Origin of the sequence: Actinomadura sp. WMMB 499 (assembly GCF_008824145.1) — a bacterium.
Classification (GTDB): domain Bacteria; phylum Actinomycetota; class Actinomycetes; order Streptosporangiales; family Streptosporangiaceae; genus Spirillospora.
The window spans coordinates 8,137,769-8,150,713 of sequence record NZ_CP044407.1 but is presented as its reverse complement, the minus strand read 5'-3'; the positions used below and the strand labels follow the sequence as shown (position 1 = coordinate 8,150,713).

At 73.4% G+C, this 12,945-nt stretch carries 13 protein-coding genes; 6 read left to right on the top strand and 7 right to left on the bottom strand.

Going from position 1 to position 12,945, the window contains the following annotated elements:
• Positions 1 to 77: 77 nt before the first annotated feature.
• Positions 78 to 941 (bottom strand): AraC family ligand binding domain-containing protein, encoded by an 864-nt coding sequence (locus F7P10_RS37135; RefSeq protein WP_368077436.1) that lies wholly within the window; start codon positions 939 to 941, stop codon positions 78 to 80.
• Between the two features lie 346 nt (positions 942 to 1,287).
• Between F7P10_RS37135 and F7P10_RS37130 the strand changes: the two genes are divergently transcribed.
• The 3 genes from F7P10_RS37130 (at position 1,288) to F7P10_RS37120 (ending at position 2,757) form a co-directional block, all read left to right on the top strand.
• Positions 1,288 to 1,632, top strand: a complete 345-nt coding sequence (locus F7P10_RS37130) for a chorismate mutase (RefSeq protein ID WP_151016719.1) — start codon at positions 1,288 to 1,290, stop codon at positions 1,630 to 1,632.
• Between the two features lie 85 nt (positions 1,633 to 1,717).
• On the top strand, positions 1,718 to 2,449 hold the full coding sequence (locus F7P10_RS37125; protein ID WP_151018536.1) for an AzlC family ABC transporter permease: 732 nt from the start codon (positions 1,718 to 1,720) through the stop codon (positions 2,447 to 2,449).
• Positions 2,446 to 2,757: an AzlD domain-containing protein gene (locus F7P10_RS37120; protein WP_151016718.1), complete on the top strand. Its 312-nt coding sequence runs from the start codon at positions 2,446 to 2,448 to the stop codon at positions 2,755 to 2,757. Before F7P10_RS37125 ends, F7P10_RS37120 begins: the two co-directional genes overlap by 4 nt.
• A gap of 18 nt (positions 2,758 to 2,775) precedes the next feature.
• Here F7P10_RS37120 and F7P10_RS37115 read toward each other — a convergent pair whose 3' ends face one another.
• The 3 genes from F7P10_RS37115 to F7P10_RS37105 form a co-directional block, all read right to left on the bottom strand.
• Positions 2,776 to 3,708: an RluA family pseudouridine synthase gene (locus tag F7P10_RS37115; protein ID WP_151016717.1), complete on the bottom strand. Its 933-nt coding sequence runs from the start codon at positions 3,706 to 3,708 to the stop codon at positions 2,776 to 2,778.
• Positions 3,708 to 4,349 carry a signal peptidase II gene (gene lspA, locus F7P10_RS45205; protein WP_302851399.1) on the bottom strand — a complete coding sequence of 214 codons (642 nt, stop codon included), beginning with the start codon at positions 4,347 to 4,349 and terminating at the stop codon, positions 3,708 to 3,710. The genes F7P10_RS37115 and lspA overlap by 1 nt, the downstream gene beginning before the upstream one ends.
• A gap of 68 nt (positions 4,350 to 4,417) precedes the next feature.
• Complete coding sequence (locus F7P10_RS37105) at positions 4,418 to 4,798, bottom strand: TraR/DksA C4-type zinc finger protein (RefSeq protein WP_254716842.1); 381 nt, start codon at positions 4,796 to 4,798, stop codon at positions 4,418 to 4,420.
• Between the two features lie 670 nt (positions 4,799 to 5,468).
• Between F7P10_RS37105 and ileS the strand changes: the two genes are divergently transcribed.
• The 3 genes from ileS to F7P10_RS45600 all read left to right on the top strand — a co-directional run bounded on the left by ileS (position 5,469) and on the right by F7P10_RS45600 (position 10,476).
• Positions 5,469 to 8,648, top strand: coding sequence for an isoleucine--tRNA ligase (gene ileS, locus F7P10_RS37100; RefSeq protein WP_151016714.1), 3,180 nt, complete (start codon positions 5,469 to 5,471; stop codon positions 8,646 to 8,648).
• A gap of 313 nt (positions 8,649 to 8,961) precedes the next feature.
• Positions 8,962 to 9,675 carry a DUF1707 domain-containing protein gene (locus F7P10_RS37095; protein ID WP_254716219.1) on the top strand — a complete coding sequence of 238 codons (714 nt, stop codon included), beginning with the start codon at positions 8,962 to 8,964 and terminating at the stop codon, positions 9,673 to 9,675.
• A gap of 165 nt (positions 9,676 to 9,840) precedes the next feature.
• A complete protein-coding gene (locus F7P10_RS45600; RefSeq protein ID WP_368077500.1) occupies positions 9,841 to 10,476 on the top strand; it encodes a pentapeptide repeat-containing protein in 636 nt (211 codons plus the stop codon).
• A 603-nt stretch (positions 10,477 to 11,079) separates the two neighbouring features.
• Here the strand turns inward: F7P10_RS45600 and F7P10_RS37085 are convergent.
• From F7P10_RS37085 to F7P10_RS37075, 3 genes are read right to left on the bottom strand one after another with little or no spacing between them, the layout of a single operon-like run.
• Positions 11,080 to 12,018, bottom strand: a complete 939-nt coding sequence (locus F7P10_RS37085; protein ID WP_151016712.1) for a DivIVA domain-containing protein — start codon at positions 12,016 to 12,018, stop codon at positions 11,080 to 11,082.
• Between the two features lie 49 nt (positions 12,019 to 12,067).
• Positions 12,068 to 12,352: a YggT family protein gene (locus tag F7P10_RS37080; RefSeq protein WP_151016711.1), complete on the bottom strand. Its 285-nt coding sequence runs from the start codon at positions 12,350 to 12,352 to the stop codon at positions 12,068 to 12,070.
• A gap of 21 nt (positions 12,353 to 12,373) precedes the next feature.
• Positions 12,374 to 12,904 (bottom strand): cell division protein SepF, encoded by a 531-nt coding sequence (locus F7P10_RS37075; protein ID WP_151016710.1) that lies wholly within the window; start codon positions 12,902 to 12,904, stop codon positions 12,374 to 12,376.
• Positions 12,905 to 12,945: the final 41 nt, after the last annotated feature.

Below are 12,945 nucleotides of genomic sequence, written 5' to 3'. Positions count from 1 at the left end.
GCACGCGGTGTCGCCGTCGGTCCCGGGGGAAGATCGCCGACCCGGACGGGAGCTCCGGGCGACGCGGTCCTGAAACCTTAACCCGACCCATGAGGCTCTCGGGTCCCGACACTCCCAAAGCCCCGGGCCGCACGGTACGCACCCGGAGGAACACCCATCGTGCGCTTGAAGTGGCGCGTCAGGTGGGCCTGGTCGGCGAAGCCCGTCCGCGCGGCGACCTCGCCCGGACGCAGTCCCTCGTCCAGCAGCGCGCACGCCGCGCGGACCCGCGCCTGGTTGAGGTAGGCGTGCGGGGGCAGGCCCGTGGCCTCCCGGAACGCCCGCAGCAGCGGGAACGGGCGGGCCCCGACCGTCGCGGCGAGCTCCTCCAGCGTCGGCGGGCCGACGAGGCTCGCGTGCAGCACGTCCCGCGCGTCCCGCACGGCCGGCGGCAGCGCGGGCGGCCCGTCCGGGCGCGGGACGGACGGGAGGCGGGCGGCGTGCCGCCGCAGCAGGCCCGCGTACGCCGTCCGCAGCACCGTGGAGGCGGCCAGGGCGTCGCCCCGCTCCCCCGCCAGGTGGACGGCGCGCAGCCGCCGCGCCGTCCCCGGATCGTCCAGGACGGGGCTCGGGAACGCGGGCGTCCCGCGCGGCAGGCCCAGCTCGGCCGCGATGTCCGTGAGCACCTCGACCGACGGGTAGGTCATCCGGTACGCCCAGCCCTCGGGCGCGCCCGCGTGCCCCGTGTGGACGGTGCCAGGATTGACCGCCACGACCGCGCCCCGGCCCGCCCGCTCGACGCCGCCCGCGTACTCGAACTCCTCGACCCCCGCCAGGATCACGCCGATCGCGTACCCGTCGTGAACGTGCCGCGTGAACCGGTGGGTGATGTACCGGGCGCGGAGCAGGCCCACGTCGGGAAGCGCGGGGTGCCGCCAGTAATGCGCGACCTCTCCCGTCATGCCTGACATGCTAGCCGGGCGCCGCACGCCCGCCCCGTCTCATGAGACGAGACGCACCGTTCCACGATTTGACGCGCGTCCCGCCGCGGCGCCTACCATTGCGGCCATGGACCTCCGCTGTACCGCGTTTACGCAGCCGGCTCCGGTCGAGCCGGTCGACGCGAGCATCTAGCGACGGATCTCCCCGACCGGCCGACACCCGACCGACCTCCCGGCCGGAGCCGGCCAAGGCAGAGCCCCCCGGGCTCTGCCTTTTCTCGTGGAACGACACCTTTCCCGAACGGGCGGCCCGGACTCCTCCCCTCCCCGCCCGTCCCGTCCGGGGACGCCTGAGAGGAACCCGCACATGAACGACCACGTCATCGACCCCGCCGCCGGCAAGGCCACCGAACTGCGGATCGCCCTGCCGGACGCGGCGGACCTGCGGACGGTCGGGGAGGCGCGGGCCGCCATCGACGGCATCGACGCCGCGCTCGCCGCGCTGCTCGAGCGCCGCGCCGCCGTCGCGGGCGCCGTCCAGCGGCTCAAGCCCGTCGGCGGGTTCGCCGGACGGGACGCCGCGCGCGAGCGGGCCATCGTCGAGGCGATGGCCGCGCACGCCCCGACGCTGGGCACCGACCGGCTCGCCCGGATCATGACCGCCGTCATCGAGGCCGGGCTCGACGCCGCGGCCGAGCCGCCGCGCGCGTGAGCGGGCAGGTGAGGGCCACCGCCCGAAGGCCGCAAGAACGTTCAATACGCCCGTCCCCGCCTCCCCTAACGTCGGCGGTATGACCATGGCGAACACCCGGGCGGACGGCGACGCCGCCGGCCGAGCGGCCGGCGGCGCCCGCACCGCGGCGATCCGCGACGGGCTGGGCGTGGGCGTCGCCGTCGGCATGTCCGGCCTGGCATTCGGCGCCGCCGCCGTCACCGCGGGCCTGACGGTGGCGCAGGCGTGCGTGCTGAGCCTGCTGGCGTTCACCGGCGCGTCCCAGTTCGCGCTGGCGGGCGTCGTGGGCGGGGGCGGCGGGCTCGTCGCGGGCTCCCTCGGCGCGGTCCTGCTCGGCGGCCGCAACGCCCTCTACGGGCTGCGGCTCGCGCGGACCCTGGACGTGCGGGGGTGGCGGCGGCCGCTCGTCGCGCACGTCGTCATCGACGAGACCACCGCCGTCGCGACCGCCCAGCCCGACCGGGCGTCCGCCCGCGCCGGCTTCTACACCACCGCGATCACCATCTACCTGACCTGGAACCTCACCACGCTGCTCGGCGCGGTCGGCGCCGGGCGGATCGGCGACCCGGACGCCGTGGGCCTGGACGTCCTCGGTCCGGCCGCGTTCCTGGCGCTGCTGTGGCCGCGCCTCACCGCCGGACGCACCGAGGCCCGGGCGGCGCTCGCCGCCGCCGCCATCGCCCTCGCCGCGACGCCGCTGCTGCCGCCCGGCGTGCCCGTCATGCTCGCCGCCGTCGCCGCACTGCCCGCCCTGCTCCGCCGGGAGGAGCGCGAGAAGCCGGGGGAACCCGCATGAGCGTCTGGATCGCGGTGCTGGCCACCGCACTCGGCTGCTACGCGCTGAAGTTCGCCGGCCTCGTCGCGCCGCAGTCCGTCCTGGACGACCCGCGCGTGCGGCGGTTCACCGAACTCGTCCCGGTCGCGCTGCTGACCGCGCTGATCGCCGTGCAGGCGTTCGCCGACGGCCGGAGCCTGGAGTTCGATCCCGCCCGGACGGCCGGGCTCGGCGCGGCGGTCGCGGCACTGCTGCTGCGCGCGCCGTTCCTGGTGGTGCTGGCCGTCGCCGCCGCCACCGCCGCCGGGCTCCGCCTGCTGGGGGTGTGAGCCGCCGGGCCGCGCCCGTCAGGACTCCGACTCGACGATCTCGAGCGCGCGCGCGAGATCGGCCGGGTAGGGGCTCTCGAACTCGACCCACCGCCCCGTCGAGGGGTGCTCGAACCCGAGCCGCGCGGCGTGCAGCCACTGCCGGTTCAGGTCCAGCCGCGCCGCCAGCGTCGGGTCGGCGCCGTAGAGGTGGTCGCCCGCGCACGGGTGCTTGATCGCCGCCATGTGCACCCGGATCTGGTGCGTGCGGCCCGTCTCCAGCCCGATGTCGAGCAGCGTCGCCGCCCGGAACGCCTCGACCGTGTCGTAGTGCGTCACCGACGGCTTCCCGCCCGCCACCACCGCGAACCGCCCGTCACCGGACGGGTGCCGGTCGATCGGCGCGTCGACCGTCCCGCGGAACGGGTCCGGATGCCCCTGCACCAGCGCCCGGTACCGCTTGTCCACGCGGCGGTCGCGGAACGCGCGCTTGAGCTGCGAGTAGGCGTTCTCGCTCTTGGCCACCACCATCGCGCCCGTGGTGTTGGCGTCCAGCCGGTGCACGATGCCCTGCCGCTCGGACGCGCCGCTCGTCGCGATCGTGTGCCCGGCGCCCAGCAGCCCGCCGAGGACGGTCGGGCCCGTCCAGCCCGTCGTGGGGTGCGCCGCGACCCCGATCGGCTTGTCGATCACGACGATGTCGTCGTCCTCGAACAGGACGCCCATCCCCGGGACCGGCTCCGCGACGGGCGCGGGCGGTGCGGGCGGCGGCGGGAGCGTCACCTCGAGCCACGCCCCGGCCTGCAGCCGCTCGGACTTGGTCGCCAGTTCCCGTCCGTCCAGCAGGACGTCGCCGGAGGCGATGATGTCGGCGGCCCGGCCCCGGGAGAGCCCGAACAGCCGCGACAGCGCCGCGTCGGCCCGCTCCCCCTCCAGCCCGTCCGGGACGTGGAGGCTGCGCATGTCCCCCATCAGGACTCGTCCCCCGGAGTCCGCGCGTCCCGCTCGTCCCGCTCGTCGGCGGTCTTCGGGGCGGTGGCCTCGGGCTCGGCGCTCTCGGGCTCGGTCGGTCCGGTGGGTTCGCTGGGTTCGGGGGCGGCCTTCGCGGACCCGCCGCCCTCGCCCGCCTCGCCGTCCCCGTCCTTGTCGCCGGTGATGCGGGTACCGTCGATCTGCAGGCCGCGCGCGGCCAGCACGACGGCCAGGACGCCGCCGCAGACGACCGCCGAGTCGGCCAGGTTGAACACCGGCCAGTTCGGCACCTGGATCCAGTCGACGACGTGGCCCTCCAGCGGCGCGGGCGCGCGGAAGACCCGGTCCACCAGGTTGCCCAGCGCGCCGCCGAGCATCAGGCCGAGGCAGATCGCCCACGGCATGCTCCGCAGGTTGCGGCCCGTCCAGATGATCGCCACGACCACGCCCGACGCGATCACGGTGAACACGACCGTGTAGCCGGTGCCGATCGAGAACGCGGCGCCGCTGTTGCGGGTCTCGCGCAGCGTCAGCAGCCCGCCGAGCAGCCGGATCGGCTCCTCGCCCTGCAGCGTCGCCACCACGATCATCTTCGTCACGATGTCGGCGGCCAGCGCCACCACGGCCACCACGGCCAGCACGCCGACACGGCGCGGCCGAGGAGATCCCGTGGATTCCCCGGCCCCGCCCTCTGGGTTCGTTGAGTCGCTCAGCGACGTTCCTCGCGTTGTTTGCATGTCACACACAGGGTCGCACGCGGGAACACCTGAAGTCGCGCCTTGCCGATCGGTTCGCCGCAGACCTCGCAGATCCCGTACGTGCCGGACTCCATCCGCTGGACGGCCCGCTCACTCTGCGCGAGCAGGTCCTGCGCATTGTACGCCAGCGCGAGCTCGTGCTCGCGCGCGTACGTCTTGGCGCCCGCGTCGGCCTGGTCGTCGCCCGCGCCCTCGCTGGCGTCGCCCTCCGCGATCTGGCTCGTCGACACCGCGATGTCGGCGCGCAGCTCCGCGATCTGCTCCTCCAGCCCCGCCCGGACCTCCGACAGCTCGTCGGCCGTCCACCCGGCCTCGTCCGCGCGCACCGGCAGCCCGGCGGCGTCCGGCCGCGCGCCGTCGGCCGCCGCGTCCCGCCGCGCCTTCGCGGTCCGCCGGGGCGCGGCCGCCGGTTTGGCCGCCGGTTTCGCCGACCCGGCCCGGGTCCCGCCCGTCGTGGCCGCCGCACCGGCCTCCGTCACGCTGATCGCCTCAGTGGGCAGTCCGGGCATGGTGTCCCCCTTCACGGGCAAGGTCGACGTCGACCTGGGATCGTTACCGACCGCTTATGCCCCCGGCCCGCGTTTCCGGAAACCCCAGGGATCACCGAATCCTCGGAAAGGAACCATGACGGACGAACGGCCGTCCCGGCGATAACCGGAAGAGGACGGGCCTCCGGTGCGTTAAAGTCGGGATACACGCAGCCGCAGCAGGCGATGATGGGGACACCTGCCGCCGCACGCAGCCATGAGCGACCCGGGGACGGTGCGAGCCCGGGGGCGAGCACGGCGGTCCGATCACCCCGGAGCCCTCCGGAAGAACCGCCCCGCCCGCGCGGGGCCCAGTAGAACCGGTCGCCGCGGCTCGAAAGAAGCGGTCCGCGCCGGCATCCGACGCGGGCAAGGAGGGTGGTACCGCGGGGCCCGTCCGGACGATCCGGGCGCGCGTCTCGTCCCTCCGGACACGTGCACGCTCGCATCCACGTCGATCCGGAGGTCCGCCACCGTGAGCCGAGGTTTCCGGCCACTGCCCGCGCAGGTCGAGCTGCCCGCCCTCGAGCGGGACATGCTGCGCCGCTGGCAGGAGAACAAGGTCTTCGAGCGGTCGCTGGAGCGCACCGCGTCCGGTCCCCGCTGGCTGTTCTACGAGGGGCCGCCCACCGCCAACGGCATGCCGGGCGTGCACCACGTCGAGGCCCGCGTCTTCAAGGACGTCTTCCCGCGCTACCGCACCATGAAGGGCTACCACGTCCCCCGCAAGGCCGGCTGGGACTGCCACGGGCTGCCCGTCGAGGTCGCCGTGGAGAAGGAGCTCGGCCTCACCGGCAAGAAGGACATCGAGGAGTACGGCGTCGCGGAGTTCAACGCCCGCTGCCGCGAGTCGGTCCTGCGGCACGTCGACGCCTTCGAGGAGATGTCCGAGCGGATGGGGTTCTGGGTCGACACGGCCCAGGCGTACCGCACGATGGACCCCCGGTACGTCGAGGCCGTCTGGTGGTCCCTCAAGCAGATCTTCGACAAGGGCCTGCTGTTCCGCGACTTCCGCATCACCCCCTACTGCCCGCGCTGCGGCACCGGCCTGTCCGACCACGAACTCGGCCAGCCCGGCGGGTACGAGGAGATCACCAGCCCGTCGGTGTACGTGCGGATGCCCGTCGCCTCCGGCCCGCTCGCCGACCTCGGCGCCGCGCTGCTGATCTGGACGACGACGCCGTGGACGCTCGTGTCCAACACCGCCGTGGCCGTCCACCCCGACGTCACCTACGTCGCCGCGCGCCCCGCCGGCTCCGACGAGGTCCTCGTCGTCGCCGAGCCCCTCCTCGAGCAGGTGCTGGGCGCGGACGCCGAACGCCTCGCCTCCTACCGGGGCGCCGACCTCGAGCGGACGCCGTACGAGCGTCCGTTCGACCTCGTCGACATCCCGGACGCGCACTACGTCGTCCTGGGCGACTACGTCACCGTCGAGGACGGCACCGGGCTCGTCCACCAGGCGCCCGCGTTCGGCGGGGACGACTTGACCGTCTGCAAGAGCTACGGCATGCCGGTCGTCAACCCGATCGGCCCCGACGGGCGGTTCCTTCCCGACGTGCCCATGGTGGGCGGGAAGTTCTTCAAGGACGCCGACGAGGCCCTCACCGAGGACCTGCGCGCGCGCGGGCTCCTCTACCGGGGCGGCCACTTCGAACACAGCTACCCGCATTGCTGGCGCTGCCACACCCCGCTCCTCTACTACGCGCTGCCCGCCTGGTACATCCGCACCACGCAGATCAAGGAGCGGCTGCTGGAGGAGAACGAGAAGACGAACTGGTTCCCCGACACGGTCAAGCACGGACGCTACGGCGAATGGCTCCGCAACAACGTCGACTGGTCCCTCTCCCGCAGCCGCTACTGGGGCACTCCCCTCCCCCTGTGGGTGTGCGGTGACGACGAGGAGCACATCACCTGCGTCGAGTCCCTCACCGAACTCGGCGAACTCGCGGGCTCCGACATGTCCGAACTCGACCCGCACCGCCCGTACGTCGACGACGTCACGTTCCCCTGCCCGTCCTGCGGAGCCGAAGCGCGCCGCGTCCCCGACGTGATCGACGCCTGGTACGACTCCGGCTCGATGCCGTTCGCCCAGTGGGGCGCCCCGCACCGCAACAAGGACGTCTTCGAGGCCTCCTACCCCGCGCAGTACATCTGCGAGGCCCAGGACCAGACGCGCGGCTGGTTCTACTCCCTGATGGCCGTCGGGACCCTCGTCTTCGACCGCTCGTCCTACGAGAACGTCCTGTGCCTCGGCCTCATCCTCGCCGAGGACGGCCGCAAGATGAGCAAGCACCTCGGCAACGTGCTGCGCCCGATCCCGCTGATGGACGAGCACGGCGCGGACGCCGTCCGCTGGTTCATGCTCGCCAACGGCCTGCCCTGGGCGTCCCGCCGCGTCGGCCACGGCGCGCTGGAGGAGATCGTCCGCAAGGTCCTCCTCACCTACTGGAACACCGCGTCGTTCTTCGTCCTCTACGCCAACGCGGCCGCCGCACAGGGCGAGCCCTGGACGCCCGACCGGACGGGCGAGGCGCCCGCCCCGGCCGACCGCCCCCTCCTCGACCGGTGGGCGCTCGCCGAACTGCACCGCACCGTCGGCGAGGTCGACGCCGCCCTCGAGCAGTTCGACACCGCCCGCGCCGGCCGCCGGCTCGCCGAGTTCGTCGACGACCTGTCCAACTGGTACGTGCGCCGCTCCCGCAAGCGGTTCTGGGAGGGCCCCGAGACGCCCGACGGCGCCTCCGCCTTCGCCACCCTCTACGAGTGCCTCGAGACCCTCACCCGCCTGATGGCGCCGATGGTCCCGTTCGTCACCGACCACGTGTGGGACGTGCTCCGGCCCGCCGACGCGCCCGAGTCGGTGCACCTCACCGACTTCCCCGCCGTCCGCGAGGAACTCCTGGACCCCGCGCTGACCGAGCAGATGGCGCTCGTCCGGCGCCTCGTCGAGCTCGGCCGCTCCGCCCGCGCCGCCAGCGGCGTCCGGACCCGCCAGCCCCTCGGCCGCGCCCTCGTCGGCGCGACCGGATGGGCCGCGCTGCCCGCCCAGCTCCGCGCGCAGATCGCCGAGGAACTGAACGTCCAGGCGTTCGAGGAACTCTCCTCCATCGGCGGCGACCTGGTCGAGTACGAGGTCAAGCCGAACTTCCGCGAGCTCGGCAAGCGGTACGCCAAGGACACCCCGAAGGTCGCCAAGGCCGTCACGTCCGCCGACGGCGCCGCGCTCGTCCGGTCCCTGCGCGAGGACGGCGCCGTCGAGGTGGAGGCCGCCGACCTCGGCGCCGTGCGCCTCACGCCCGGCGACGTGATCGTCACCGAACGGCCCCGCAGCGGCTGGGCGGTCGAGAGCGCCGCGGGCGAGACCGTCGCCCTCGACCTCGACGTGACGCCCGAACTCCGCCGCGCCGGCCTCGTGCGCGAGGCCGTCCGGCTCGTCCAGGAGGCCCGCAAGGCCGCCGGGCTGGAGGTCACCGACCGCATCGAGCTGTGGTGGGAGGCCGCCGGGACCGACCTGGCCGAGGCCCTGCGCGCCCACGGCTCCGAGCTGGCCACCGAGGTCCTCGCCACGTCCGTCGCCGAGGGCCGCCCCGGCGGCGTCGAGGGCGGCCGCGACGACGAACTGGGCCTCGCCTACTGGCTCCGCAAGACGGTGTGAGTCCAGGGGGGCGACCCCCTGGAACCCCCGTCACGGGGACGGCGATCCTCGCGTGCTGTTGCAAGACGCCGTGCTCTGTGCCGCAGTCGTACGCACGCTGCGGTCGCCGTCCCCGACGCTTCGCGCGACCTCCGGCGCTGGGCGCCTACGGCCGCGCGAAGCGTCCCCGTGGCCGGTGTCGCCGGCATCTGACCAAAACACGATCATCCGGAACATGTGTCGTCGCGACAGCGGCGGACGGCTTTACCTAGTAAGGTTCGCGCGGGGGCTTGACGGGTTTTCGAGATGCATCGCGTTTTGTCATGATGGTGGGGTGAACCTTCCCGAGAACCCTTCCGGACAGGACCCCGCCCGGCTCCGGGCGTCCGACGCCGACCGCGACGAGGTCGCCGACCGCCTCCGCGAGGCCCTGGCCGAGGGGCGGATCACGGCCGAGGAGCACGCCGAGCGCATCGACGCCGCCTACCGGGCCAAGACCTACGCGGAGCTGGAGCCCCTCCTCGGCGACCTGCCGTCGGCGTCGGCGGGGCCGCGCGTCAACCTGCGCAAGCAGGGCGAGCAGGTCGAACCGCCGACCCCGCAGCCGGCGAACGTCGTGGCCGTGCTGTCGGGGGCGACCCGCTCCGGGCGCTGGCTCGTCGAAAAGCGCACCAACGTCGTCTCCCTGCTGGGCGGTGTCGACCTGGACTTCCGCCAGGCCGTCCTCAGCGCGTCCGAGGTCACGCTGAACATCACGGCCATCATGGGCGGGGTGTCCATCACCGTGCCGCCCGGGGTCCGGGTCGTCGACTCCACGATGGCGATCCTCGGCGGGACCGCACTGCCCGAGGACGACGTCGTCGAGGAGGGCGCGCCCGTGATCCGGCTGACCGGCGTGGTCCTGCTCTCCGGGGTGTCGGTCGACCGCAGGGAGGCCGGAGGGACGGCGTCGCGGCGCGACCGCCTGGAGGAACGGCACCAGCGGGTGATGGACCGCCACGCGCGGCGGCATCGCCGGCTGACGGAACGGCACCGCCCCCGCGACTGACCTCAGTCGCGGGCGCGCTCCCGGTCGGGCTGGCAGACGAGGCAGGGTGTGCAGCCGCGGGACTTGGCCTCGGTGCGGGAGAGCGACTCGAGGTCGTCCGCCTCGTCACCGATGTCCTCGATGAGGGCGCAGTCCGTGCGGTGGTAGCGCTTGGTGCCGCTCAGGATGCGGACCTGCGGGTCGTCGCCGTCCGGGTCGGCCGCGGGCGGCTCCTCCTCGGCGGCCTCCGGCTCGGGCGCCCGGCGGGGCACCTCGGCGGGCTCGTCCGGCTGCTCGGCGTCGCCGTGGCGGGGCGCCGGGGGCTCCAGATCGGCGGTGACGTCCACCGGGGACGGCTCCGGCTTCCCCGCGTCCTTCGAGAACGCGTCTTTCGGCGGCGCGTCCTTCGAGGAAGCGTCCTTCGGGGGTGCGTCCTTCGGCGGCGCTTCGGTTGACGACTCGTCCTTCGACGGCCCGTCCTTCGGCGGCTCGTGCCGGGACGGCTCGTCCTTCGGCGGCTCGGGCTGCTCCGGGGCCGGCTCGTCCGGCTTCTTCCTGACGAGATCGGCGACGGGGAGGTCCATCAGCGTCGGACCGGCGGGGGTGCGCCGCGACTTCTCCGCGGCCTCGGCGCGGGGGATCTCGGCGGTCGCGTCCAGGGGCGTCGGCGCGGAGGCCGGACGGGCCAGGCCGGCGAGGCCCTTCTCGTCCGCGGCCCGCTCCGCCTTCTTCTCCCCGCCCGCCTTGGCGCGCGCCGCCAGTGCGGTGTCGGGCATGCAGGCGGTGCAGGAGCTGAAGCCCTCCTCGCGGGCCTCCGCGTAGGTGAGCTCCTCGGTGTCGCGGCCGGCGAGCTGGCGGCAGGTGTCGAGGTGGTAGCGCTTGCGGCCGCGGACGACGAACACCATCGCGTCGCCCGGCACGTCGACCGGCTGGACGGGGATCTCGACGCCGTCGTCGGCCGGTTCGGGCGGCGTTCCCGCGGGACGGGCGCCGGCGGTCGCGGCCGGAGCCGGCGTGGCGCGCTTGTCCCGCCTGGTCTTGCGCTTCTTGGCGGGCGCCGTGGAGACGCCCGGGCCGAACAGCTCCTTGCGCCGCAGGAACACCCCGATGGCCAGGCACAGCGCGGAGACGATGCTGACGCCGATGGAGATGTAGATCACCACCAGCGCGTCCAGGCCGAAGACCTGGGCGCTGTCGCCGTTGCCCGCGACGATTCCCGCGACGAGCAGGGCGATGGCCGCCACCACGAGCACGCCACTCAGGATGATCACAGGGTCTCTCCCCCTCGTTCAGACCGCTGGGCTCCGGGCCGCCCGAGTGGCCCGGTGGTCGACCCGCCGGGGCGCCGGTGGGCGCCGCCGGGATGGCGACGGTGCCATCCTCGGCGCGGCGGACGGGAAGACCCTATCGCCTGCGGTGCCCGAGTCAGCGCCTCTCGTGCGGCGGGTTGTCCCCACCGGAGTGGAACGCGCCGGTCGCCGAGTGCTGGACCTGCTGCGGGCCGTGCTCGGCCGGTTGCGGGAAGCCGGTCGGCGCCGCGCCGTTGCGGTTCTCGCTCTGCGGGACCGCGGTCTGCGGGCCGGTCTGCGGGCCGGAGTTCTGCGGCTGCGGGGCGCCGGGGACGGCCGCGAACGCGCCGGTCTCGGTGCTGCCCGCCTCGAGGTCGCGCAGCTGGCCCTCCAGATACACCTTCAGGCGGCTGCGGTACTCGCGCTCGAACGCGCGCAGGTTGTCGACCTCGCGCTCGAGCTCCTCGCGCTGCTGCACGAGGGAGCCCATGACCTGGCGGTGCCGCTCCTGGGCGTCGCGGTCGAGGGCCTCGGCGCGGGAGCGGGCCTCGCTGACGATCTGGTCGGCCTGCCGGCGGGCCTTGCCGAGGATCTCCTCGGCCTCGCGGCGGGCGCGACCGAGCGTCTCGTCGGCCTCGCGGCGGGCGTCCGCGATCGCCTGGTCGGCGGTCTGCTGCGCCAGCGCGAGCACGCGGGCGGCGGTGTCCATGTTGTCCTCGCCGCCGGACTGGGCGGCGGCCATGCCGAGGCCGCCGAGGGCGGGCTCCGGCTCGGGCTGCTGCTGCACCGGCTGAGGCGCCTGCGGCTGCGGCTGCGGCTGCGGCTCGGGACGGGGCGGCTCGGGGATCTTCTGCACGTCCGGCTTCGGCTCCACGATGGGAGCGGCCATGGCGGGAACCTTGCCGCGAAGGCACTCGGCCAGCTTGGCCCGCAGCTCCTCGTTCTCCTGGATGAGGCGGTCGAGCTCTGCCTCGACCTCGTCGAGGAAGGCGTCCACCTCCTCCTCGTCGTACCCCGGCCTCAGCCTGGTGGTACTGAACTGCTTGTTCCGCACATCGGCGGGTGTCAGCGGCATGTTCGTCTCCTTGGCGCGCTTGGAGTCTGTCCCAAAGGACGGTATCCGATCAGAGCCCCGGTACGAAGATGATCAAGACCCAGACCACAAGGAAGAGGACAGTGAAGCTGAGGTCCAACGCAACGTTACCCAGCCGTATGGGAGGAATGTAACGCCTCAGGAACTTCAGCGGGGGGTCGGTGACGGTGTAGACCGCCTCCGCGATCACCAGCACGACCCCGGTCGGCCGCCACTGGCGGGCGAACGACTGCAGGACCTCCAGGATCAGCCTCCCGATCAGGAGCAGGAGGAAGATGATGAGGAGCGTCTCGATTACGGCCCAAACGATGTTCACGGATACTCTCGCATGTGCGTCTCAGCTCTGGTTGAAGAACCCTCGTTCTGCCATCCGGGCCTTGTCCTCCGCCGTCACCTCCACGTTGGCGGGCGACAAGAGGAACACCTTGTTCGTAACACGCTCGATGCTCCCATGCAGGCCGAACACGAGACCCGCCGCGAAATCGACGAGACGCTTGGCGTCGCTGTCGACCATCTCGGTCAGGTTCATGATCACCGGGGTGCCCTCACGGAAGTGCTCCCCGATGGTCCTCGCCTCGTTGTAGGTCCTTGGGTGCAGCGTAGTGATGCGCGCAAGGTCGGTGGTACCGCTCTCGTAGAGAGCCACGGAACGTCGCTCGACGGTGGACGCGGCGTGATGCTCGCGATCACGGTCCGGGTCGTCCTCGGCTCGGGTAAGCTGACCGCCGGATTCGTCCTCGCGACGGCGCCCCTCACCCGGGTCGGTCTCATCGTCGTAGATGTCGTACTCGTCGTAACGGTCGTCGTCGTAACGGTCGTCCTCCACCAGGCCGAGGTAGACCGCCATCTTGCGCATCGCGCTGGCCATACGCCCCTCCGTGTCCTGTGGCCGCGGTTCCGGCGCGTCCG